Raw genomic sequence first — 24,873 nt, 5'->3', positions numbered from 1 at the left:
TCGGCCGCCTCGCGGTTAGCTGGAGGCGGCCGGGAGGAGCCAGTGTAAGAAAGCGGCGACGAACGAGAGACCCCCACACAAAGAAGCACAAGCTTATGGCTGCTGCGTTTCCACCCTGACCAGGTTCGCAAGGCCCCCATTGCAGGGGCCTCTCGCTTGTCGTCGCTACCAACAAGTATGACACCCAGGTCCCGAGCGTCAATCGCCCCCGCAATCGTCACTTCTCCTCGGCGAATTGCTGGCGCAGCTCCGCGGCAGCTCGGAAGTCGGACACCGCCTTCTCGATTTTCGCCTTCTTGCTCGCAAGTTCCGCCACCTCGGCGCTCAACGTGTCGGCCGCGGTCTTCGATGTTTCCGCCACGCTCGACAGCTCCCGGCGTTTCGCTTGCAGAGCTTCCAGTTGTGCCTCGAGCGCTTCGAGCTCCTTAGACACCTCGGCGACTTTGGCCATCTCGCCCGCTAGCTGCTCTTCGACCTTGGCGAGTTCAGCAGACTTGGCTTCAGTGGCTTGCGACTCGCTGGCCAGCCGCGACTCGAACTCTCCTTGCGCCGCGGCGTACGCGGAGAGTTCGGCTTCGAGCGAGGCAATCCGGGCCTCGGCATCGGCCTGCTGCTGGCGTTTGGTATTGAGCTCGCCCTGCAAGCGATCTCGTTCGGTGACGAGGCCGGAAAGGTCCGGCAGATTCTTCTCTGCCGCTTCGAGTTGGGCGAGCGCCTCGCGGTGCTGGTTCATTGGTCCGGTGAGGGCATCGACTTGCTGTTTCGTTTCCTGCTGCGCCTTGTCAGCAGTCGGGCGTTTCGATTCCGATTCTTGCCGGCGAGCCAAGATCCCTTCGAGCGCCGACTCATGCTCGGTGATCTGAGCGTTCAGCTCGGCGACTTTTTTGTCGTCCGCCTCTTCACCTTCTTGATTCCCCACCGATGCGAGTTGCTGCTTTAGTTCGCCAAGCCGCGACTCGGCTGACTGTTGCTCGCCGGCGACCGTGGCGATGGCCTTGTCGAGTTCTTCGAGTTCTTTGCGGCGAGCTTCGAACTGCGCGGTGAAGTCACGCTGCGATTGCTCGAGCTTCGCCAGGGCGTCTGCTGCTGCGGCCTTGTCGGCCTTATGCTTCTCCACGGCGGCCGTGGCGTTTTCAAGCGTCGTCATAGCGGCGGCGAGGGATTGTTCTGCCGGGGCAATCGTCGGCGCGATCGCTGCCAGTTCGCCCTTCGCCGTCTCCACGCGCATCGCGATGGTCGGCGGATTGCCATCGAGCCGGCCCACTTCGGCACCGTCTTCCAGCTTCGCCACTCGCACGGCGCCGGTCCAATCGCTGAACACCGCGTGCGAGTCGTCGTGGGTCGTGGCGATGGAGAGCCCGATGTCGTCGCCTTGGCCGAGCCGGCGTTGTTCCTGGCCATCCGTGTTCCAAAGCCTCGCGGCACGGTCGCGACCGATGCTCACTAGCCGGCCGTCCTTGGTGAACGCCACGTCGAGAATTCCGGAGCCGACGTTCCACTGCTTGATCGCGGCGCCCGAGGGCTGCCAAGTGCGAATTTCACCATCGTCACTCGAAGTGGCGAGTAGTTGCGAGTCGCCTCGCCAGCTCATGGACGTGATCGCCACTTTGTGACCCGTGAGTGCCGACACGGTCCGTCCGGTAGCTGCTTCCCAAACAGTGCCGTTGCCCGAGCGATCGGCGATCGCCAGGTACTTTCCATCGGGACTGAACTCTAATGCCGTGATCCAGTCGGTGTGTTTCGTGATGCTGTAAGCGAGCGATCCGTCCGCCGTGCGCAGCACTTGCACTCGCTTGCGAGGACCGCCGAGCGCAACGAGCGAATGGTCGGCTACGATGTCTGCGGCGAGCACTGTGTCGAGCTCATCGCCGAGCTCCGAAATGCGTTCGCCCGTCTTGATGTCCCACAGGTGCGCGACGCCTACAGCGGCGCCACGTCCTCCGGCCACCAGCAGCAGATCGCCGTTGCGGCTGAAGCGAACCACTTCGGGCGTGCCCACCACGAATGGCACCACAGCCAGCAGTTCACGCGTGTCGGCGTGGTAGAGCAGCACTTGTCGCTGCCCCGTCATCGCAACGAGCGGTGCCCAGGGGCTGGCCGCCACGTTGTTCACGGCACCGGCATACGGTGCGCGGACAATCGGCTCGCGGAAGAATCCACCCGGCATGGCGGGCTCGCCAGCGGGGCGGTTGTCGGCCGAGGGCACAAACGCCGCGACCGCCGGCTTCGACGACTTCATCGCCTTCGAACCGGCATTCTCCAGAAGCCCGCCATCGATCCACGCTTTGACCAGCGCGAGCTGATCGTCGGGCAGTTTGTCTTGCCCCGGTGGCATGATCGGCTCGTCGATGTGCGCCATCAGCTGGTAAAGCCGCGAACCATCACCAGAGCCCGGTTCCAGCACCTTGCCGCTCGCGCCGCCGGTCATCGCGTCGGCGAACGTCTCCAGCGACAAGTCGGCACTACGTCCCCCCGAGTCGTGACACGCGAGGCAATGCTCGCGAAAGATGGGCGCTACGTGATCGTCGAACGTCACCTTCTCCGGCATCTCGGCGAACGAAGGGGTGGCTGCCATGAAAGCAGTTCCGATCGCCACCGCGATCGCCTTCCATCCGCCTAGCGCGTCATTCCGCATTTCGCATTCCGACTTCCGCATTGCGTCACCAATCAACGTAGACATTCGAGTAAACGTACGCACGCCAGCTAGCTTTAGTGGTTAAACAAGAACTCGCGACTATTCAGCACCGCCCAGAACACGTCTTCTAGTTCGGCCACAGGCTTGGGATTCTCGCCCAGCACCGCGGCAAGTTGCTCGCGTTCTTCGTCCGTGGGTTTGCGAGCTAGGCACCGCTGGTAGATCTCGTCGACAACCTGCTGGGGCGTGTTCCCCGCTTCGAGCAACTGCTCGACCAGCTTGCCGTTACGAATCTTGTCATGAACCGTGCCGCCGTTCAGCAGGTGGAGCGCCTGCGAGAGCGTCGGCTCGCTGTGCACTTCGCATGCACAAACCGAATCTCGCTGGGCTCGGCCGAACGTGCTAAGGAAGTAATTGCTCGCCCGCCCATCAGCAATTTCCACCGCTCGCGAACCGAGTGGCAAGCCGGGCAGTTTCTCGGGCGACTGAGTGACTTGGCAAACACAGTCGAGCAGCGTTTCGGCAGGCATGCGTCGTGTCGCGGCGCGGGCGAAGTTGGCGGTGTCGGTTTCGTTCGACGGATTGGCGACGGTCGATCGTTGGTAGGCGTTCGAGTTGCAAATGTCACGTACCAACTGTCGCAGGTCGTACTTGTACTCGATCAAGTGGTCGCCAATCGCGGCGAGCAACTCGGGGTTCGACGCGGGGTTGCTCACTCGGAAATCGTCCACCGGCTCGACGATGCCGCGCCCCATGTAGTGCGCCCACACGCGATTGGCGATGCTGGGGGCGAACCACGGATTCTCCTCGCTGGTCACCCACTCGGCCACCACCTCGCGGCGATCCTTCTTCTTCGTGTCGGGCAGTTCGCCCCCCAGGAACTTCGGCGGCATCGCCTGTCCCGTCACCGGATGGGTCGACTCGCCACTACCGCGATTGAATACAAACCACTCGCGCTCGTCGCTGCCACGCTTCCGCGCGATCTGCGAGAAGAACGCCGAGAAGCCGTAGTAGTCGTTCATCGTCCAGCGGTCGAACGGATGGTTGTGGCACTGGGTACACTGCATACGAATCCCAAGGAACGACTGCGCGACGTTCTCTGATAGCTTGTTGGGGTCCTGCTCCACCAAGTAGAAGTTCACCGCGGGTTGCTCGAACGCGCTGCCGTTGGCACCAATCAGCTCGCGGAACATCTGGTCGAGAGGCACGCCAGCTTCCATCTGTTCCTTCAGCCATTCCGAGTACAAAAACATCGCCTTGTAGTCGACCAAGTTGCCGTCGGTGCGAACCAGCACCAGCTCGGCCCACTTCATGCCCCAAATTTGCGAAAACTCCTCCCGCTCGAGCAGCTCGTCGATCTTCTTCGCACGCTTGTCGGGCGACGTGTCGGCGGCGAACTGTTCGACTTCAGACGGCGTCGGCAGCATGCCAATCGTGTCGATCGTCACTCGACGGAGGAACTCGGCGTCGGTCGACCGCTCGCTTGGTTCGATCCGCAGGTCGCCTAGCTTGGCGTTCACCATTTCGTCGATGTAGTTTGCCGGTGGGGTGTCGGAGGGTTCGTATTCCAAACCTTCGGGTAGCACAATCACCTGGCTGCCCACGGTGTGCGTATCGAAACGGGCCATCACGAACGCCTCGCCCCGCATGCCGGTGGTGGCGACGGCCGATGGATCAAGCTTTGCCACCGAGTCGTTGTTCGAACTAAAGACGGCGAGGTTCGTCACGTCGCGTGTCGAGCCATCGCTGTAGTGGGCGATCGCCACGAAACGCTGCTGCGTACCGGTTCCCTCGAGCACCACGCGCGGCGGAAAGAACTCGACGCGGTCGACGGTCGGCGCGCCACTCAGATCATTCGGCACACCCGCTTCGATCCAGTCACGCAGTTTGTCGTAATACACCGTGTCGTGCTCAAAGAGCTTGCCGCCAGTGTGCGGAACACTTCCCACGGCCTTCACCAGCAGCAGGCTATCGTCCGGCAGCGCGCGGTTGATGCGGCGAGTCGACATTTCGCGGGTGAGTCGTTCGTAGTCGCCGGCGGGGTCGAAGCCAAACAGCGACAACCGAAAGCCGTCCTTACCCCGCGACGAACCGTGGCACGCCCCCGAGTTACAACCCGCGCGAACCAGCACCGGAATCACGTCGTGGCGATAGCTGATTGGCTTGACGCTCTCAATCGTGGCGACCGTTACATCACACTGAGCCGCGAGGTCACCCAGTTTCGCCTTCAGCACCCCCTGGCCATTGGCCGCGGGGCGGAGCACAAAGCCATCGAGCGTCGCCGAGCCGGTCGCCGATTCGACCTGCCACTCGACTTTGTCGGTCACGTCGACCGACACTCCATCGTCGCGCTTCGCCACGGCGACCACCGATTGGTAGTCGTGCGCGTGCTCTAGCGTGGCCGTCGAGGGATACACCGAAAGTTCGACAAACTTCGCCTCGTCGGCCATCGCTGACGAGGTCGCGATTGATAGAGTCGCAATCGTGATGCACAAAGTGCGAATAGCCGACGACCTACGCGTCGTCGGACCAACCCACGATCGAATTCTTAAATCTATCGCGTTCATAGAGTTCTCATTTCGCATAACATCAAATTCCTATCGCGCTGCCGTGGCTTCGGAAGGCGGTGGCAACGGGGTGTCGACCCGCAGCTCGCCATAACCAACCGAATGATAGACCGGCTCGCCGTTTTCCATGATCGTTACGCGGCAGAACTGCCCACGGTGTTGGCCGGGGCGGGCGTCGGCAGCCGCCTTCAAGTGGAACGTGATTTCCTGGGTCTCTTTGGTGATCTTGATCGGCTCGGTCGCGATGCCCGGCGGCAAGTTCAAGAGCTCGACCGTCGCTTCGCCTTCGAACGGGGTGCGCTGCTCGATCTTGATCGGGAAGTCGACCGATTGACCCTGCTCGACGTTCGGTCGCGGCAGTTCCATTGCCAAGTACGGCTCGGCGATTTTCAGCTTGGCGAGCGGGGTCACCGTGACCAGTCGGCCTCGCACATCGGCTTCGCCACGCATGGCGATGGGCCACTCTCCGACTTGGGCTCCTTCGTTCGCCGTGACGGGAATGATCACTTCGTTTTCGTTCTCCGGGATTCGCAGCGAGGCGTTGCTCGAGACCCCCGGCGGGTCGTACAGCATGCGGACGAGAATCGCCCCCGTGAATCCTTCCGCCCGTTCGGCGATGACCTTAACCCCCTTATCGCCGCGTTGCACCAGCGGGGCCGCGGGTTGCTCAATATGAATCGTGTAGGGGGCCTTTTCCGTCACCGCCACCACCGGCCGCGAATCCGAATATCCCCACACGTCGACGTTATTGCGACCGCGAACAAACCAGTTGCGCTGCGTAAACTTCGCCGCAACCGCCGTGTTGTCCTCGGTGCGTCGCGAGGTCATCGTGGCGAGCGATTGCCCCAGCGGCGCGTCTGCTGCTGCCGACAGGATTACCGGCGTGCGATCGTAGTTGCCCGGCACCGGTGGAATCTCTACCGACACGCCGGGGGGAAGATTCGTCCAATCGATCGTGAGCGGACCCCCCGTATCTTGGCGAGCCGCACGGATCATCGCCCCATTGCGGTTGCCTTGAGGAACGTCGAGCAGCTTGGCGACGTAGCGTTCTTGCTCTTCCAGCTCCATATTCACCAGCGGATCGGGCGCGAGTGCTTCGAGCCAGTAGGTATAGGTATCGCCCCACCGATTCAGTCGATCTTCGACGCGAAACACGAAGTCACCATCGGCCGGTGCTTGAAAGCGGACGTAGCTGTCCACGAAGCCGCGATCGTCGTCGTTGCTGGTGAGTGTCTTGCCATTCGCGTCGAGCACTCGTAACACGGCGTCGACGGGCGAGCCATAGATGCGGGCGTGAAGTCGCAGGTGGAACACTTGGCCCTGCTTGGCTGCGACGCGAAAACAATCGAGATCGCCTTCCTCACTGATCACCCCGTAGAACGCCCCCGGAGCCACCCCCGAAGTTGCTTCCTTCGCGTTGTTGTTCGGCTCCACTTCGCCGGTCACCGGCATGTTCACCACACGCAAGTAGTGGGGCGATGGCGCGAGTCCGCGGTCGCTCGAAGGGACGTACGCAAAAGAATCCGTTGGCGTGTCGGGCAGCTTTACTTCTTCCGTTGCCGCGCCGCCAGCGTCGCCACGCCATTCGATCTTGATGGTCTCCCCTGCCCTGCCTCCAGGCGGATAGACGGCCAACGGACGTGGGAACTTTCCGACATGCAATCGATACGTCGCCTGGTCGCTACCACGGTAGGCCGACTCGCGAAGCTCGAGCAGGTACTTTCCATCAGCCGGGGCAACGATCGAGAAGCACGCGTCTTGTTGCACCAGCGCCCAGTCGTCGCACTTCGCCAGTTCTTCGCCCGCAGCATCGTAAAGCGTGATCACGGGGTCGAAGAACGTACGGCCTAGTCGCAAGCCATCGACTTCGACCGAAATCGGCTCGCCCGCTTCGGCTTCGAACTGAAAGAAATCAACGTCTTCGTTCTTCACCACACCATTCACCACGGTCCCGAGCGGAATCGCTTGCGGTGCCGCGGCGTCGCTGTTGGGCTCCGTTTCGTTTATCTCGGGCAGTGCGCCGACGTGGAACGTCATAACGTTCGAGATCCCCGAGCCAGTTCGCAGTCGCAGCGGGTACCGGCCCGGCATGGTCGTCTCGGGGACGAACAGCTTGGCCGAGGTTTGATTGTCGTCCACTCGTTTGAGCTTGCGAACCTCGATGCCGGGCTCGTGCCAGAGGATTTCCAGTGGATTGTCACCCAGTCGCGGGCCGCGCAGCGATACGACGACCTCGGTCCCTCGCTGAGCGCCTTGCGGAACGAGTTCGCTAAGCTGCGGCTCGGCTCCCACGACAAACATCGGGGGAATCAACATCGCTAGCGCGAAGATGGAGAATAATCGAAGCACGAAACACCTCGCCTGACAGGGGTGCCTTGCGTTGGAAGCTAGCCGACGATCTCGCGGCGGACTTTGCCACCGTCGACGATCTCAATCGGCCGAGCACCGGGGGCCATCAATTCCTTGCCGGCGTCGATGCCGAGCTGATGGTAAATCGTGGTCGCCAGGTCCTCGGGCGAGATGGGGCAGTCTTCGGGTTCGGTGGCCGTCGCGCCGCTCGAACCGACAATCGCCCCGCGATGGACGCCGCCACCCGCGAGGGCAACGCTAAACACCTTGGGCCAGTGGTCGCGGCCACCATCGGCGTTGATCTTCGGCGTGCGACCAAACTCGCTCGACACCAAAACCAGCGTCGAGTCCAACAGGCCCCGCTCGTCGAGATCCGATAGCAACGTAGCGTAAGCCCGATCGAAAGCGGGCAGCAGGCGATGCATGTTGCCGGTGATCGCCGTGTGATGATCCCAGCCGCCATAAGTAAGTGTCACGAATCGCGCACCCGCTTCGACCAACCGCCGCGCGAGTAGCATCCGCGCGCCGGCCTCGTTGCGACCGTAACGATCACGCACACCACCCTCTTCCGCATCGAGGTTGAACGCTTCGCGAGCTTCCTTGGAATTTACCATGTCGAAGGCACGCTCATAAAACGTATTCATCGCGCCGACGTTGTCGGCTTTCACGCGATCGTTGAACTCGCAGTTCACCAAGTTCAAAAGTTCACGCCGGCGGTTGTAGCGAACGTCGTCAACGCCGCCGGGGATGTTGAGGTCGCGAACCTTGAAGCCATTCTGCTCGGGGGCCGCGCCAAGATTGAATGGCGAGTACGACGAACTCAGGTACCCCGTCCCCTGCGCGGGGTCGAATTGATTCGGCACCGAGATGTAGGCCGGCAGGTTGTTTCGTGGGCCTAGCTCGTGGCTAACCACGCTTCCCATGCTCGGGTAGACCAGCGCGGGGCTGGGGCGATAACCGGTGAGCATGTTGTGGACCCCCCGCTCGTGGGCCGCCTCGCCGTGCGTCATCGAGCGGATCACCGTCATCTTGTCGGCGACCTGGGCGGTCATCGGCAGGAGCTGGCCGAACTGCTCGCCAACGATCTTGGTGCCAATGGCTCCCATCTCGCCTCGGTATTCGATCGGCGCATTCGGCTTGGGGTCGAACGTTTCCTGACCCGAAAGTCCGCCGGGCAGGAAGATGTGAATGACGCTCTTCGCCTTGGGGCCAGCGGCGGCGGGGCCGTCGCTCGCTTTCGCGTTTTGCAAGAACAAATAGTCGCCGAGCGTCAGCCCTAGTCCGGCAAGCGAACCAACGGCCAAAAAGTTACGGCGAGAGAGACCACGGACGTCGAGCATGCCAACACTCCTTCAAGCTGGGAATGGCACTGATTGAACGCGATGCGGTACCGGTGGGTATCAGCGGTAAAATAAGTAGCAAGAACAAGAACGCGGCGCGAAAGAGGCAAGTGCCGCGATTATGGTGGGAAAGCAGTGGTGGGAAGCAGGGGGTGGGGCAGGCAGGGAGGTGATGAAGCGTGGAACAGTCGCTCGTCTCGCCCCCCGACGTTGGCTCGCATCTTAGCGGAGCTCTGCTGAGAAGTCAAAGAAATGACTGAGAACTTTAGGAAAAGGGAACCTACCGAAAAAGGAGCAGCCGGCTTCGTCGGTGGTTCGAAGCCGGCTGCGTGCTTTTAGGTTTTAGAAGAGAGATCGCGCGCCATCGCCTGCCACTTACCGCATCCTAGGCCATTCGACATGCGGGGAATCGAATGGGGGTGGAGCTTGTTCAGCGGCGGCTTGTTAGGCGGCGGCAATCTGCGCGTCCGGCTTTGCGCCGGGACCTGCTGGTCCGGCCGGGAGATCCCAGGCCTCCAGTTCATCGCGAAGCACCAGGACGTCGTCCGGGGCCTCAATGCCTACGCGAACTTTGTCGCCGCCAATTTTGACAATGGTCACAACGATCGAGTCGCCAAGCCGAATTCTTTGGGACTCTTTGCGGGAAAGCACTAACATGTTGGGGGGCACCTCCGTGTTTTCGAAACGCCAGTTGAGGTATAGTGAAATTATGTATACATCAAGGCGATTGGCGGGTCAATAGGCATTTCGCCAGATTGGCCTCGTGGGGCGACCCGTGAGGGATGGGTCGGCCCGGGGGCACACGGTTGGTGGTGACGGTTTCGGCGTTTTCCTCGCGGGAGTCTGGCTTCGGCGGCTTTGATGCTTTCTAGGAAACTCAAGCGGCAATTGCGACGAGGGCGTCGACCGCCACCTCGCCTACTAATTGTGTTTTCGCACACCGCTGGCCAACCGCGTTGTAAAACCAGATGACTCCTCGCTCAAGTTCCCACACCGCGGAGACCTGCAACTGCCGCGGGCCATGGAGCACGAACATCACTGCACACGCCGCGCCGGCGCGCTCGAGGGTTCGTTCGCTCAGGGGAAAATGATTCGGTTCTAAGTCTTCTAGTTCGCAAAGCACCTGGTTGACGTGGGTTCGGACTGACTCTTGATCCTCAAGTCGCTCTTTGTGAGTCCGCATGCTGCGCTTCGATCCTTGTGGCTACAAAGCCCCGCCTTTGCCTGCCGCGAGCGGCATCGCCGACAGCGTCCCGGTGAGCGAATGCCTCTTGCATTGGCTCCTCCGTTCTCCACCGCCGGTAACTGGCTATAAAAGGTATCGGCCCGGTAAGCCGCGGGGCTTTGGTTGACTTGGTAAAATATATCGCTCTGGTTGACTCTCCGGACAAATCCCGGCGAGCAACCATCGCCCCCCAACTATCGGCCAGCCTTCGCGAAACTCTCGACCGCAAGGTGGCTAGCGACGGAAATCTCCACGTAGTTTTGCTATTTGCTGATAGCGTCGTAAGCGATGCACCGGAAATGCAAGCGAGCGGGTAAGCGTCAGGGTCGTGGTGACGTAACCTACCAACAACCGCAATCACTCCCTCTTTCGCTAGCACCCGCAACCCATTTCCGAACATGCGCACAGAACGAATCGCACGTACAGTAACAGAGGAGAGCTCCCGTGTCAATCATTGGCTCGCTTCCACCGAGCAAGGCATTGTGTAACTCCGCCCCGCTCATTCCACTCGCACGAACGACAAATGCCGCTCGCAGTGTCTTAAGTGAAATCCCATCCATTCGTCGCGCGTGAGCGGGCCGAGCACGGGGTGGGGTGGGTACTGGTCCGTGTGCTGTTCGAACTGGTCGATGAACTTCGTGAGCCTGGCGTGCTGTTCGGCGAGGTCGGCGTCGGCTGGGGGAGCCATGATCTCAGCGACACTCGCCGGGATCGGCACGAATGGCGGAAAGCGAACACGCGTGACCAACCAACGATTGGAACGCAGGATAAAACGGACCCACTTCGGAAAGCTCGGCGGACGCCCTTCGAGCGATGCTTGGAACGCTCCCGCCAAATGATAGAAGATCTGCGCCGCCGTCCAATTGCCCGTCGTCGTGTGCCGACTCGTGGCAATGCGATCGACCTCGCGGCGGATGTCGTCGAGACTCTTGTTCTTCATTGGTGCCCCCACCATGGACCTTATTTCATCACCGCCCCAATCGCCGCGGCGAAGGCCTCAGCCGCCGGCGGAAAGCACCGCAGCCACAGCTCCGGCTCCACTAGTTCTAGCTCCATCACCGCATCGCGCCCATCGCCATCCAGCACCATATCCACTCGGCCATAGGTCGGCATCGGGTCGCACGCTGCGATCGCTGCCTCGGCGAGTGCAATCTGCGCGGGTGTGGGCTCGTACGGTTCAACGGTCCCGCCATGGTCGTCCTGCACACGAAAGTCACCAGGCTTCGCCCGTTTGCGAATGGCGTGCGTGTAACGCCCCGCGAACATCATCAACGTGTCTTCGCCCACCGTCATGATCGCGGGCTCAAAAGGTTGCAGCAGCATGGACTCATTGCGCGTGAGATCATCGAGCACCGCCTGCAACTCGGCGGCATTCTCGCGCGACACGCGGTACGTGTGCCGCGCTCCGCCCGAGACGCACGGTTTGAGCACCGCTTCGTGCCAGCCAGTCTCGTCAAGCAACTCGCTGAGCTGAACTTGGCACCCCACCTCGATGAAACGCGACCGCACAATTCGCACGCCCCGCGCCTCAAGATCGGCGAGGTAGTGCTTGTCCATATTCCAGCGCAGTGTCGAGTAAGGATTGCACAGCCGCACTTCGTGCCGCACCCGCTCGAGCCACGCGGTGAACTCGGCGTAGCGATCGAAGTAATCCCACGTCGTGCGAATCACGGCAAGGCGGAACTCACGCCAATTGACGTCCGGGTCGCTCCACGCCACGCGCTTCGACGAGATGCCAAGCCCCGAGAGTGCTTCCCGGAGCAGGCGATCTTCTTCAAGGATGTTCGCCAAATACCAATCGTCTTCGGCCGCCGTGGCAGCGGTGTAGCGGGGGTCGGTGACGAGCGCAACGTCAAACGGCATGCGTGGAGTCTCAACAGGGATCGGATCAAAGAGCAGCATCTTACCAAAATGTTGCGGCTTCGCGTGTTGCGAAGCGAAGGTAGCAAGACACAATGAACAATCCAAAGGTCCACTGCGCTCACCCCCTGCCCTGCCCCATGACACGCCATCTGCTTGCCCTGTTCGCCGCCCTGCTTGTCACCAACCTAGCAATCGGTGCCGAGCTGCCCGTCGCCAAAGGTCGCGAATTCGTCCTCGACCACGCCGGCTGCAAGCTGTTCGTCCCCGAAAACTACACTCCTCGCGACGGTGGGGCTGTTGATCTCCTGGTTCACTTCCATGGCCATCCGCCGGTGGTGCGTTCGAACGCCGAGCACGCTGGGCTCAACGCCGTGATACTGACGATCAACCACAACGGCTTGTCGGCCGTCTATTCCAAGCCATTTTCCGATCCCAAGTTGTTCGGAGAAATACTCGACGAAGCCCTCACCACCTTGATGGAGAAAGGCAACTTCGATCGCGACTCGCACTGGGACTCGATTTGTCTATCGTCGTTCAGCGCGGGTTACGGCGCGGTTCGCGAGATCCTCAGGTCCCCCGACTACCGCGAGCAGATCGCCGGCATCCTGGCCGCCGACTCGCTCTATGCCTCGACCGCCGCGGATGGTACGCCCGAGGACGATCAGATGGTCGATTACAAAACATGGGCCGACGCCGCGGCGAAGGGCGACAAGACCTTTCTGTTCAGCGACTCGTGCGTCGTAACCGACGGCTACGAAAGCACCCGCGAGACCGGCGACGAACTGCTCGCCCACCTACAGCTCGAACCCAAACCCACGGACGAACGTGGCCTCGGCGACCTCCGTTTCGACCGCCGCGCGAGCAAAGGCAACTTCCACTACTGGGGCACCCCGGGCAGCGACGCCAACGCCCACATGGCCCACCTCCGCTACATCGGCGAGTTCTATCAGCATTTGCCATTGGCGAAGCATGCCTCGCGTTAATGCTCGAACTCCCGCATATCAATCGGCTCCGGCGCAACCTCTTTGGGTTCGAACCAACGATAGATCGTCGGCAGCACCAACAGCGTTAGCGCCGTCGAAGTCACCAGCCCGCCGATCACCACCGTCGCGAGGGGCTGTTGCACCTCGGCTCCCGAGCTCGTCGACAATGCCATCGGAATGAACCCGAGCGCGCCGCACGATGCCGTCATGATCACGGGACGAAGCCGGTCCATTGCGCCGTTGACCACCGCGTCACGCTGGCTGTCGCCCGCGTGGCGGAGGTGGCGGACGTGCTCGAGCAGCACCACGCCATTCATCACCGCGATGCCGAACAACGCGATGAATCCCACGCCCGCTGAAATGGAGAACGGCATATCGCGCGCCCACATCAGCAGAATGCCGCCAGTCGCCGCGATGGGGACGTTCAAGTAGATGAGTAGCGCGAGCGTCACCGAGTTGAACGTTATGTACAGCATCGCAAAGATCAACAGTAGCGCTACCGGCACGGCGATCGCCAAACGCGCGCTCGCCTGCTGCAAGTTCTCGAACTGCCCACCCCAACGGAGCGTGTAGCCCGCCGGCAGCTCGACCTCGCTCTCAACCACGCGCTGCGCCTCGGCCACGAAGCCCGCCAAGTCGCGGCCGCGGACGTTGCACTGCACCAGCGTGCGTCGGCGGATGGCGTCGCGGCTGATTTCCACGGGGCCCTCTTCCACCACGATGTCGGCGAGCTGCGAAATGGGAATCTGCCGGCCTTCGCGGTCGTCGATTCGCAGTTCCGAAATCCGCTCGACATCGCTCCGCCAATCAGGGGCGAGCCGAACCTGCAGCGGAAACCGCCGCTGCCCTTCGAACACCTGCCCCACCGGCACGCCCCCAACCGTCGCCACCGCGTCGAGCACATCCCGGGCGTTGATGCCATACCGCGCAAGGCTTTCCCGTCGGACGATGATCCGCAAGTACGGCAACCCCGCGACTTGCTGCGCCTGCACGTCCGCCGCTCCGGGCACTTTGCTCAGCACCGCGGCGAGCTCATCCCCCTTACGTTTAAGTTCGTCCAGGTCGTCGCCGTACAGACTCAATCCAATGTCCGACCGCACGCCGGCGACCAGTTCTTGCACGCGGAGTTCGATGGGCTGCGTGAAGCTGTACGCGTTCGCCGGCACCTCGTCTTCGAGCCTCTGCTGCATTCGTTCGACGAGTTCCGCTTTCGTAATTCCCTCGGGCCACTCCGATCGTGGACGAAGCCGAATATAGATGTCCGTCTGGTACACCCCCATCGGGTCGTTGGCGATTTCCGGCCGGCCGGTTTTCGAGACCACTGTTTCTACTTCTGGGAACTGGAGCAAGCATCGCTCCATCGACTTCGTCATATCAATCGAAGTCTCCAGCGACACGCTCGGCAGCCGTGTGGCCTGGATCGCGAGGTCCCCCTCGTCGAGCTTCGGCACAAACTCCACACCAAATCCGGTGGCCAGCACCACGCTCACGACAAACAGTACGACCGAAGAACCAATCATCAGCACCGGCCGGCGCATCGCAAACGCCAGCATCGGCGTGTAAGCCCACTTGATCCAGCGAACGAGGAACGTCTCTCGCTCCTTGATCTGCCGCGCGAGGAACAGCGATGCCATCACCGGCATTACCGTTACCGACATCACCAGGGCCGACGACAGCGCCGTCATGAACACAAACGCCATTGGGCGGAACATCTTCCCTTCCATCCCCTGCAGGCTGAGGATCGGGATGAACACGATCACCACGATGATGCCCGCGAACAGAATGGGCTTTCCAACTTCCTTCGCCGCTTCGCGATACACGCCCAGCGGCACGTGGTCGCCGCCGTGGTCGCGCTGGTACCTCGAAGCCCGGCGGACGCAGTTCTCGATCATCACCACCGCCCCGTCGACGATGACGCCGAAGTCGACCGCGCCCAGGCTCATCAGGTTGGCCGACACGCCGGCGTAGCGCATGGCGATCAGCGCGCTCATCGCGGACAGCGGTATCGCCGCCGCCACGATCAGCCCCGCACGAATATCACCCAAGAGCAGCATCAGCATCACGATCACCAGCACCACACCAAGCCCGATGTTCTCGCCCACCGTGTGAATGGTCTTCTCCACCAGCTCGGTGCGGTCGTAGAACGTGTCAATCACCACGCCGTCGGGCAATGTCTTCTGAATCTCGGCGATCTTATGCTTCACGTCCTCGACCACCTGCCGCGAGTTGCCCCCCATGATCATCATCACCATGCCAATCACCGCTTCGCGATCGCCGTCGCGAGTGACCGCTCCCTGACGCAGCATCGGTGCGAAGCGAACCTCGGCGATGTCTTGAATGCGAATCGGTGCGCCGTCGCGGCTGTCGAGGGTGATGGTTCGAATGTCGTCGAGCGAGCTGACGAGCCCCTCGCCGCGAACCAGCCGCTGCTCCGAACCGTGCGTGATATAACCACCACCGGCGTTGCCATTGTTCTCTTCAATCGCCGCGAACACGTCGGTGAGCGAGATGCCATAGTTCTTCAGCTTCTCGGGGTCGACCTGCACCTCGTATGTTTTTAGCTCGCCACCAAACGTGTTCACCTCGATCACCCCGGGTACGCTGCGCAACTGAAACGCGATCTGCCAGTCGAGGATCGTCCGCAGTTCTTGCAGCGAATGCGACGTTCCGTCTTCGCTCCGCACTTCGAACTGGTAGATCTCGCTCATGCCCGTCGCGATGGGACCGAGCTCGGGCGTCCCCATGCCGGCGGGAATACTCTCGCGTGCCTTGAGCAGTCGCTCGTTGATCAGGTTCCGGGCCCAGTAGATGTCGGTACCGTCTTCGAACGCCACGGTCACCGCGCTCAAGCCAAAGCGGCTAATCGAACGAATCTCGGTGACCTTCGGCACGCCGCTCATCGCGTTCTCGATCGGGAACGTGATGAATTGTTCGACCTCCACCGGCCCGAGAGCCGGCGAGTTCGTGAGAATCTGCACCTGCACGTTGGTCAGGTCGGGCACCGCGTCGAGCGGGATGGTGGTCGCCGCGAAAAACCCCACGCCCAAGACCACCGTCGCCAGCAGCATGACGATGAATCGATTGTTAAGCGACCACTCGATGATGTGATTTACCATGCTCGGCTATTCCTCCCCCATCAGGGCTTCGAGCATCTTCGACTTCAGCACGAAGCCACCGCGTGTTGCCACGCGTTCGCCCGCGGTGAGTCCCGCGTCGATCACTACCACATCGCTGTTTCGCACGCCGGCCTTCACGTCACGGCGTTCGAATTGATCGTCCGCCACTTGGACAAACACAAACTGCTGGCCCTCGTACTCTTGTAGTGCTGATGTCGGGATCGCCAGCGACTGGCCCTCTGCCGGGGAGTTGATTTCGATGGTCACGAACATGCCGGGCTTCAGCAGGCGGTCGGCGTTGTCGGCCACGGCACGCAGCGAAATGGTCCGCGTCGATTCGTCCATGATCTCGCCTGTGAAAAACACTTCGGCCTCGAACACTCGGTCGGGCCACGCCGTGTTGTGAACCTTCACTTTCTTGCCCGCCAGCGAACCGAGGAGCGGCACGTTCTGTTCGTAGATGTCCGCCGTAATCCAAACCGTCGAGAGGTTTGCAATGCTAAAAAGCTGCGTGTCGGGGCGAATCTGCTCGCCGAGCGCCACGTCCTTAGCGATCACTGTGCCATCGAACGGGGCACGAATCGAGTAGTGCGACACTGCCTCTCCTTCAATGTCCGGGTCGATACGTGCAATTTCTTCCTCCCGGCATCCGAGGATGCGAAGACTCGCCGTCGCCACGGCCACTTCCGTCGCCGCTTGTTTCACGGCTTGCGACGAAGTGAGTAGCGCCGTGGTTAGTTCGTAATCCACTTGCTCGATGCGCGACTGAAACGTCGCTTGGTCGGCGTTCATCGCGGCCCGCGCGGCGACCATCTGCTTGCCGGAAATCGCTCCCGAGTCGGCAATGCTGGAGAGTCGTTCGACGTCGGCCGCGGACTTCACGTAGTTGGAGTACGACGCCAGCAACCGCTCGCGGTAGTCCCCCATGCCACGATTGCGGAACTGCGACTCGATGGCTTCGATCGCTTGGCGTTCACGCAGCACGGCGAGCAATTCGCGGGTATTGGCGACGATCTCGCGTTGCATGCCGTCCTGCACCTGAGCCATCTCCAGCACGAGCCTCGCCTGGTACAGCGCGAGCTTCGCCTGTCCCACCTCGCGGCTATGCACCACTACCATCGCGTCGCCGGCCTTCACTTGCTGACCCAACCGCACGGCCACGCTCTCGACCGCCCCTTCGACCATCGGATAGATGTGGGCAATGCGATCCTCGTCGAGCGACACCTTGCCTGTCAGGTGCACCGTTTCGGCGAACGGCATCATCGCCGCCGGCGCGACCTCGACACCCGCCGACGCCCACTGCGACGGAGGCAGCGTTACGCTCGCCGGTGCGGGCGATTCGCTAGTCGGCGTGGGCGCGGGCTCGTGCTGAGCGGGTGTGGTAGGCGTTGCACTTCGCTCCTCTGACGAGTTGGGCGATTCATTCGACTGCCAATAGATCGCTCCGATGGCCACGGCGAATACGACGCACGTCGCAGCAACTATAGTTTTCCAATAACGCGCGAGCGCAGGGACATGCCACGCGCGAGAGAGTGCCTGATGCATAGAACGACCTCATTGAATCAGCGCGATGTTTGTGGGAGGCGTCTCCGACGCCGAAGATCGGGGTCACAGACCCCTCCCACATGGTTTCGCCGCGCCTTGATTGATCGGAAACTCACCAGCACGCGCAGCGATCCAGGGATCGTTTAGCGCAAACCAGCAAGACAATTCACTCGAAGCCAGAGGCCGCTAACAAACCCAGCGGCACAGTTCCTGATGCATCTGCAAGCCGAGCGGCGCGCGCAGGGAGGGAGCCGGCAACGACTCCGCCGCGCCGAGATTCATGAAAGAGCTGGTATCGACCACGTGGCACAGCACCGCCACGCTCGAAGCGTCGAGCGACAGTTCCTGCCGGTCGGCCGCCGAAGCGGTTTGCACGTCTTGAGCGTACTGGGCCGCGTCGAAGAACGTCCCCTCCATCGCCACCCACCGCAACACCCAGTGGCAATGCGGTTCCGTCGAAGCGTCGCGCTCGTCGGCACGTTCGCTGTGAAACAGTGCCACATGCTCAGCCAGCAGGTGCGAGGTCTGCGGCCGCGAACGGTACTCGTCGTGCGAATGCACCATCGGCAGCGGCCCCGGCCAAGCCAGGAGCAACACCATCGGCTTCAGCAAGTAACGAGGAAGCGGTTGCATGCGATTCGCACTGCGCAGGGGGGAGAGACAACGTCTGCCAGCAGTCTAGGCAGGCAAGCGAGGAGTGTCAATTTCAACGCGGTGCGGGCACCCGGAAACCCCTTCACCCAACAGCAGGCTGTGGGAGGGCTCTCCGAGCCCGATGGAGTGGAGAATTGTGCTCCGCTGTCGATGCGTTGCGCTTTAGAACGTTCTGTCCCACGAGACGTAGCTCGTCGGCTATTGGGAAACAATGGGGCTACGCACCGTGGTAGAGCATGTAGGCTTCGATGGCCAAGAACACGATGGTGAGCAGTCCAACCAGCACAACGGTCGACGGCAGAGCATACCGCCGGCCGTGACGCTCGAAGGTCATCGAATACCATCGCTCGCCACGACTTTCATCGAGCATCGAAGCCATCGGCAACGTCCCTGCCGTGAGCACGGTGATGACGAACCATCCGACTGAGTACGTCAGGACGTAGAAGACCGCGTAGAACAGCAGTTCAACGAACGGTTTTAATAGGTCGGTGAGAATCTCAGACATTTAGGGGGGAAGTCGGTAGTCGATAAAGGATGATATGAATTGAGATTCGTTCGGGGGGTGGGAGTTATTGGAGACAGTCCACTGGAATCGTGATCCAGCGGCCAACGGTGAGGCGCCCCGTTCACTTTTTCCCATGGAATTGCTCCCAATCCGGACAAACCTTCGTCCGCACCCTGTCCTCGGTTCCTCAAGGTTAGCCCATCTAGTTCTGGTTTCTTGGCGGTTTTGTGACGCCCGCTCGCCGCAGTTCGAGTTAATATGGCGGTCACGAATCCCGGCCTCCAATTTACGAGTTGCTCCATGACGAACGTTTCGGCTACCTCGCTGTCCCGGTTCACCTCGCAATGGGTTGTTTGCCTAGCGGTGGTCTGGGGCAATCCTCTTGTGGTATACGCAGCACCAGTACCTAATGACGTCATCAACCGCGTCTACGTTGATGCACGTGTCACATCGAATCCCGCGGAGGTGTACGCCTGGATTGAAAACCAGGGACAAGTCGCACTCCCCCTACCCAACGCTAAACTGCTGGGAGGGACGGTTAAGGGATACTTCGAGTACGACCCACAAGCAACGAGCCACCTTATTCTCGGCGACGCCGTTCGTCAGTTCGAATTCTCGTCCGTCTGGCTAGAAGTTCGCGGATCGGACGACTCCCTTATCCACTCGATCACTACCGCCCCCAATGGCTTTCGGGTAATCGAAGGTGGTTTGCATCTCTTTCTTGGCCCGAGCGCGCCCTCCCAGACTGGTTACCAACTTCGACAGCCAACGGACATTCGTATCACACTGCTCGGTGGCCAGTTTTCACATCACAACCCTCTCCCACCCACGCCCGCGGAATTGATTGCAGGCAACATCGATACCACATTCAGGCCTACTATCTATATAGATCGAACGAACCCATTTCAGAGCGCTAGTGGGTGGTCGGTGCCGTTCGAGTCATTTGGGCTCTACACTATTCCGGAGCCTAAAGCCTATCTGTTGATGGCGGCGTCGCTTGGCGCTTTCTACTGGTTGCGACGCGAACGTGCCGAGGCATACTAGCCAACCGGCGGTTCAAGCTATTCGCAGCGGAAAGTCTTCTGCGTTTTCACGGTTCTTCCGCTTATGAGAATACGTAACCAACCGGTATTTCGCGCCCGCTGAAGATGATATCGCCGCGGCCCATCGCCCTGGCATTCGTTGCGCGGAAAAGAACGTTTGTCTCGCATTTACCCCCTTCAACTATTTCCACTTTCTTCCAAAAAGTGACTAGAAAGCGCGCGTCGAGTGTGTTCTCATGAACACGTTCCACTCGTTGAGTGGTTCTTGCTCTTTGACAACTGAAAAACTGTTCCACGCCCGTCAGAATGACATCTGGGTGGAGGTCCCAAATCGAGTAATGTCGCACCTGCGGGTTACCCCTGCGACTTTACTCCTTGGAGGCTCGGCGAGGCATGCTTCGCAACCTGTTGGTCGACATCGACTTACGTCGAATGCCTCGCCGGTTGGAATTGGAGTAAAGTCGCACCCAATGAAATAATCGCTCGGTGCGACATCACTCGAGACCCAACTTGCCTAGTTTGCCGCGTTATTTGCTAGCAGGGGACTGCTCTGGCAGGCGGCTCGCGATTTGGCGATAAACGAGTCCTAGATGGCGGCTGCGTGTTTGGAGTGGCTGCTTGCTTGGTTCACGTGTCCTCGCCACCTTGCCCCGCCCACCTACCATGCCTCGTTCGAAGATGCCTGCTGAAGGACTGCACTTCACGCAAGCCGTGCGAGGGATTTGCGTGAGCATGACCGAGCGGGTTCCGCTGCTGGGGCACATCGACATGCGCCGCGTGGCGGTCGGTTTTTGCCAGGCTCGCAAAGGCGTGCCGCACGGACTGCAAGCATCGCTCACGCCGCTGAGGTTTGAGAACGGTGCTCGATCTACCGTCGCCCGCGGACGCCAGTACACGTGCCAAACGCTCCTCGATCCTTCGGGCGAGGAGTACTTGTACCTGCTGAACTTCTACTTGCCTCGGTTCCTGAATCATTCGCTGGGCGAGAAGCTTACCACGATTGTTCACGAGCTTTGGCACATCAGCGAGCGGTTCGATGGCGACCTGCGACGACATAATGGGCGCTGCTACGTCCATGGTCCCTCGCAGCGCGACTTCGATCGCACGGCAGCACGACTCGCGGGCCAATGGCTTGCCACCGAACCTCCCGAAGAGCTCTACGGGTTTTTGCGGTACGACTTCCGCGGTCTCAACCAGCGATATGGCACCGTGTTCGGCGAGCGTTACCCCACGCCGAAGCTGGTGCCGATCAAGAATGCTAGCTGAAGCGGCCTTGGCGTTGACCTGACGGATGTGGATCCCTAAGCTGCGCGCGATTTGTCTTTTCGCCTTGCTCTCATCGCTCCACACTTCTCGTCGGGATTCGTCCGCTTGAATCGACTTGTACCAGTATCGACTTGGTGCGCGCTCGCTCTGGTAGCCGTGGCTGGTTGTCAGTCGATCGGCGATACGAGTAGCGTGACGAGCGATTCGCTGCTCAAGGCCGCGACGAGCTCGCCCGACGCGGTGACTCTCGACATTTACTGGGCACGCACGGAACTCGACGACACGAAGTTCGCCGAAGCGCTGTGGGCGAACGTCCAGGAAGATCGCTTGCCGGTAGAACTCCGCAATGCACTCGCCGACGATGGTTTGCGAGCAGGCATCGTGGGAGGAACTCCGAGCGAGGAGCTCGTGCACTTGCTCAATCCCGACGGAGTCGATGTCACCACAGCGGCCGCCGACACGACGGGCTCGCTCGCCGCAAAGCCCGCGAAGGTCACACGGCGACTCAAGCAACTCCGCCCCGCGGATCGTCTCGAACTTCAATCGGGTGAAGTGGTCCCATCGTTTCCGTTACTGCGAGGACAAGGTGGCAAGCTGGTGGGGCGATCGTTCGAAGGAGCCCAAGGCATCTACGCGATCGAAGCCAGTCACACGCCCGAAGGTCGCGCAAGCATTGATCTCATGCCCGAACTGCACCACGGGCAAGCTCAAATGCGATACGTTCCTTTGGGACCCGGTGCCGTCACGCAGAAGTTGCAGCGCGAGATCGAGCCGTTCGAGGAGTTGCGAACCAAAGTCGAACTCGCACCGGGCGAGATGCTCGTGGTGACGAGCCTGCCGGGGTGCGAGACGCGACTCGGGTCGCTGTTTCATCACACGAGCGAGGCGGGTTCGAAGCAGCAGAAGTACCTGTTGCTGCGGCTGTCGCAGGTTCCCGAATCGCAGGCGCTGGCAACGCACAGCGATTCGAGCTGGCCCTGGAAGTAACGCACCAAAGTGTGCGTTTTAGCCCATTATTGGGCCTGTCTCTCGACGGGAGCACGCCTTGTGCCGACCCTCCCCGATGTTCTCCAGAGGGAGTAGAATGCCCATTTTGCAGGCCACATAACTTTACCTCCATAGGGAGTCACTATCATGCCACTCGTACCCATGCGTCTGCTTTTGGACCATGCCGCTGAGAACAGTTACGGCTTGGCTGCGTTCAATGTGAACAACATGGAGCAGATCCAGGCGATCATGTTCGCCGCGGAAGAAACCAACTCCCCCGTCATCGTGCAGGCATCGCGCGGAGCTCGCAGCTACGCCCAGGACAACTACCTGAAGCACCTGATGATCGCGGCCTCGGAGCTCTATCCGAACATCCCCATCGTCATGCACCAGGATCACGGCAACAGCCCCTCGACGTGCCAAAGCGCGATCGACAACGGCTTCACCAGCGTGATGATGGACGGCAGCCTGAAGGAAGACGGCAAGTCGCCCGCCGACTTCGATTACAACGTGAAGGTCACCAAGGAAGTGGTCCAGTCGGCTCACAAGCAAGGCGTGAGCGTCGAAGGCGAGCTGGGCTGCTTGGGTTCGCTCGAGAGCGGCGAAGGCGAAGCCGAGGATGGTCACGGTGCCGTGGGCAAGCTGTCGCACGACCAACTGTTGACCGACCCCGAAGAAGCCGAGCGTTTCGTCGCCGAGACCGGCGTCGATGCCCTGGCCGTCGCGATTGGCACCAGCCACGGAGCGTACAAGTTCACCACCAAGCCGACCGGCGAAGTGCTGGCCATGGATCGCATCGAAGAGATCCACCGCCGTCTGCCCAACTGCCACTTGGTGATGCACGGTTCGAGCAGCGTTCCGCAGGAACTGCAGGACATCATCAACAAGTACGGCGGACAGATGAAGGCCACGTTCGGCGTGCCGGTTGAAGAGATTCAAAAGGGCATCAAGCACGGCGTCCGCAAGGTGAACGTCGACACCGATAACCGCATGGCCATCACCGGTGCCATTCGCAAGGTGTTCGCCGAGACTCCCGAGAAGTTCGACCCGCGCGACTACCTGAAGCCCGCTCGCGAGGCGATGAAGGAAGTTTGCGTGGCTCGCATGGTCGCCTTCGGTCAGGCTGGCAACGCCGACAAGATCAAACCCGTGTCGATCGACAAGTTCTCGGCCTTCTACACCAAGGCCTAAAACGCTGATCTAGAATTTGAACTCTCAGAACAGCCGGTGTCGACTCGACGCCGGTTGTTTCTGTTTGGAGGAGGCGTGTTTTTGTTCGATCGCGACTCGTGTGCTAAGATGACAGCATGAGCACTGCCGAAATCAAGCCGACTGCCGAACCCCAATTGGTGACCGCGGACGAGTTGCTACGCGACTACCACGGCCAGAGGTGCGAGCTCATTGAGGGGAGGGTGAAGTTAATGTCGCCAACAGGATTTGGGCATGGGTCGTTTGAACGCCGCATAGCCAGTTTGCTCGGAGAGTATGTGGATGAGCACGAGCTAGGCGATGTTGTGACGGGGGAAGTGGGGTTTCTTGTTGCACGTCGTCCGGATACGGTGCTCGCGCCCGACGTGGCGTTCGTTACGAAGGACCGTCTCGATGCAGTTGGCTTCACCGAGAAGTACTTTCCCGAAGCCCCAGCACTTGCGATCGAAGTAGTATCTCCCGGAGATACGGCCGACGAAGTAGATGAGAAGGCGAGACAGTGGCTCGCCGCCGGAGCCAAGGCGGTTTGGGTGGTGTATTCTCGCGGTCGAACGGTCGCCGTGTATCGGTCTCTCGATAACATTTGCGTTCTGACCGAGGAGCAGTCGCTGTCCGGTGAAGAGGTTGTACCTGGATTCTCAGTCAAGGTTGCCGATCTGTTTCTCCACGCCCGCTAACCCGCCATGATTCGACGCAATGTTCCGCTGGGCGAATCGCCCGAGAAGTGGCTCTTGATCTCGCAGGTTGAGCACGCGCGGGTGAGCGGTGAACTCGCCGCGGCGTGGGGGGGCGAGGTGGCGAGCGTGGTTTGCTCCGCCGACTCGAAGGATCTCCATCTTCAGGAAGTCCGCCGCGAGATGCTTGCCGCCATTTTGCATCACGACGATGGTTGGACGGCGTGGGAAGCGGATCCTGGCATCGATGCCGAGCATCAGCGGCCTTACTCATTCACTGAACTACCACCGACGGACGCCCTGCAGATGTGGCGGGACTCGGTGATTCGAGCTCGGCAGATTGGTCCAATTGCAGGATGGTCGGTTGCGGGGCACTTCGAACATCTGCTTCGCGAGTCGCACCATGCAAAGCTCGACGTCAGCCAGCAGTGGCTTGCTGAGATTGGTGAATGGCGTACCGCGTGGCTCGCCGAGTGGCGGTCGATCAATCGCCCGGTGCACACGCAGTCGCTCGCGGACGAGTGTTTGGGATGGCTACGAACATTCGACTGGCTCAGTCTGTGGCTCTGCTGTCTGTGTCCGGCGAGTCCGGGTGACGAACTGTGCGACGCGATGACACTCGGCGAAGGCCCGCTCGCGAAGTCGCCGGTGACGTTCGAACCTCGCCCCAGTTCTTCGGCCGACTTCACTTGGCATGTCGGTGTGACGCCTTGGTGCTTCGAAGTGCCATTCATTGAAGTCGATGCACTCGGTTACGCCGTCCCGGCGAAAGCATACGCGACCACCGCTGAGCTGGCGAAGAATCGCTCGCCGATGCGATTGAGATGGAAGCTGCTTCCGCAAAGTGAGGCTTGATGCGAGCGCATAAAAAAACCGGAGGAACCCGTTAAGGTTCCTCCGGCGTCGCTATTC

19 protein-coding genes and 1 other RNA gene are annotated in these 24,873 nt (G+C 60.9%); 7 read left to right on the top strand and 13 right to left on the bottom strand.

What is annotated here, in order from left to right; all coding sequences use genetic code 11:
* Positions 1–57: 57 nt before the first annotated feature.
* The 9 genes from ffs to SH292x_RS20135 form a co-directional block, all read right to left on the bottom strand.
* An RNA gene (ffs, locus tag SH292x_RS20175) (signal recognition particle sRNA small type) lies at positions 58–156 on the bottom strand.
* A gap of 61 nt (positions 157–217) precedes the next feature.
* Positions 218–2,575: a c-type cytochrome domain-containing protein gene (locus tag SH292x_RS20170; protein ID WP_442482828.1), complete on the bottom strand. Its 2,358-nt coding sequence runs from the start codon at positions 2,573–2,575 to the stop codon at positions 218–220.
* Positions 2,576–2,709: 134 nt separating this feature from the next.
* Positions 2,710–5,085 carry a DUF1549 and DUF1553 domain-containing protein gene (locus SH292x_RS20165; RefSeq protein ID WP_442482827.1) on the bottom strand — a complete coding sequence of 792 codons (2,376 nt, stop codon included), beginning with the start codon at positions 5,083–5,085 and terminating at the stop codon, positions 2,710–2,712.
* Between the two features lie 147 nt (positions 5,086–5,232).
* Entirely contained in the window at positions 5,233–7,551 is a 2,319-nt protein-coding gene (locus SH292x_RS20160) for a pre-peptidase C-terminal domain-containing protein (RefSeq protein WP_442482826.1), read from the bottom strand.
* 38 nt (positions 7,552–7,589) lie between these two features.
* Positions 7,590–8,891 carry a DUF1501 domain-containing protein gene (locus SH292x_RS20155; protein WP_442482825.1) on the bottom strand — a complete coding sequence of 434 codons (1,302 nt, stop codon included), beginning with the start codon at positions 8,889–8,891 and terminating at the stop codon, positions 7,590–7,592.
* 444 nt (positions 8,892–9,335) lie between these two features.
* A complete protein-coding gene (locus SH292x_RS20150; RefSeq protein ID WP_442482824.1) occupies positions 9,336–9,548 on the bottom strand; it encodes a carbon storage regulator in 213 nt (70 codons plus the stop codon).
* Between the two features lie 220 nt (positions 9,549–9,768).
* Positions 9,769–10,074: a hypothetical protein gene (locus SH292x_RS20145; RefSeq protein WP_442482823.1), complete on the bottom strand. Its 306-nt coding sequence runs from the start codon at positions 10,072–10,074 to the stop codon at positions 9,769–9,771.
* A gap of 541 nt (positions 10,075–10,615) precedes the next feature.
* A complete protein-coding gene (locus SH292x_RS20140) occupies positions 10,616–11,056 on the bottom strand; it encodes a DUF1569 domain-containing protein (RefSeq protein WP_442482822.1) in 441 nt (146 codons plus the stop codon).
* Positions 11,057–11,076: 20 nt separating this feature from the next.
* A complete protein-coding gene (locus SH292x_RS20135; RefSeq protein WP_442482821.1) occupies positions 11,077–11,979 on the bottom strand; it encodes an ATP-grasp domain-containing protein in 903 nt (300 codons plus the stop codon).
* A 137-nt stretch (positions 11,980–12,116) separates the two neighbouring features.
* Here SH292x_RS20135 and SH292x_RS20130 point away from each other — a divergent pair, with 137 nt between their 5' ends.
* Positions 12,117–12,962, top strand: coding sequence for a hypothetical protein (locus tag SH292x_RS20130; RefSeq protein WP_442482820.1), 846 nt, complete (start codon positions 12,117–12,119; stop codon positions 12,960–12,962).
* Here SH292x_RS20130 and SH292x_RS20125 read toward each other — a convergent pair.
* The 4 genes from SH292x_RS20125 to SH292x_RS20110 form a co-directional block, all read right to left on the bottom strand.
* Complete coding sequence (locus SH292x_RS20125; protein ID WP_442482819.1) at positions 12,959–16,078, bottom strand: efflux RND transporter permease subunit; 3,120 nt, start codon at positions 16,076–16,078, stop codon at positions 12,959–12,961. The two genes, SH292x_RS20130 and SH292x_RS20125, sit on opposite strands and share 4 nt — an antisense overlap.
* Before the next feature lie 6 nt (positions 16,079–16,084).
* Positions 16,085–17,623 (bottom strand): efflux RND transporter periplasmic adaptor subunit, encoded by a 1,539-nt coding sequence (locus tag SH292x_RS20120; protein WP_442482818.1) that lies wholly within the window; start codon positions 17,621–17,623, stop codon positions 16,085–16,087.
* Between the two features lie 186 nt (positions 17,624–17,809).
* Positions 17,810–18,256, bottom strand: a complete 447-nt coding sequence (locus SH292x_RS20115; RefSeq protein ID WP_442482817.1) for a hypothetical protein — start codon at positions 18,254–18,256, stop codon at positions 17,810–17,812.
* Between the two features lie 238 nt (positions 18,257–18,494).
* A complete protein-coding gene (locus SH292x_RS20110; protein WP_442482816.1) occupies positions 18,495–18,782 on the bottom strand; it encodes a hypothetical protein in 288 nt (95 codons plus the stop codon).
* Between the two features lie 300 nt (positions 18,783–19,082).
* On the opposite strand from SH292x_RS20110, the gene SH292x_RS20105 reads away from it, so the two are divergent.
* The 6 genes from SH292x_RS20105 to SH292x_RS20080 all read left to right on the top strand — a co-directional run bounded on the left by SH292x_RS20105 (position 19,083) and on the right by SH292x_RS20080 (position 24,816).
* A complete protein-coding gene (locus tag SH292x_RS20105) occupies positions 19,083–19,826 on the top strand; it encodes a hypothetical protein (RefSeq protein WP_442482815.1) in 744 nt (247 codons plus the stop codon).
* A gap of 662 nt (positions 19,827–20,488) precedes the next feature.
* A complete protein-coding gene (locus SH292x_RS20100) occupies positions 20,489–21,091 on the top strand; it encodes a hypothetical protein (RefSeq protein ID WP_442482814.1) in 603 nt (200 codons plus the stop codon).
* Positions 21,092–21,196: 105 nt separating this feature from the next.
* Positions 21,197–22,078 carry a hypothetical protein gene (locus SH292x_RS20095; protein ID WP_442482813.1) on the top strand — a complete coding sequence of 294 codons (882 nt, stop codon included), beginning with the start codon at positions 21,197–21,199 and terminating at the stop codon, positions 22,076–22,078.
* A 147-nt stretch (positions 22,079–22,225) separates the two neighbouring features.
* On the top strand, positions 22,226–23,269 hold the full coding sequence (gene fba / locus SH292x_RS20090; protein ID WP_442482812.1) for a class II fructose-bisphosphate aldolase: 1,044 nt from the start codon (positions 22,226–22,228) through the stop codon (positions 23,267–23,269).
* 116 nt (positions 23,270–23,385) lie between these two features.
* Positions 23,386–23,964: a Uma2 family endonuclease gene (locus SH292x_RS20085; protein ID WP_442482811.1), complete on the top strand. Its 579-nt coding sequence runs from the start codon at positions 23,386–23,388 to the stop codon at positions 23,962–23,964.
* Between the two features lie 6 nt (positions 23,965–23,970).
* On the top strand, positions 23,971–24,816 hold the full coding sequence (locus SH292x_RS20080; RefSeq protein ID WP_442482810.1) for a DUF3891 family protein: 846 nt from the start codon (positions 23,971–23,973) through the stop codon (positions 24,814–24,816).
* Positions 24,817–24,873 lie beyond the last annotated feature (57 nt).

The organism is Aeoliella fuhlenseeensis (assembly GCF_052161615.1).
In the GTDB taxonomy this organism is placed as follows: Bacteria; Planctomycetota; Planctomycetia; order Pirellulales; family Lacipirellulaceae; genus Aeoliella.
The sequence above is the reverse complement of the archived record's forward strand: the minus strand, read 5'-3'. Positions and strand labels throughout refer to the sequence as shown.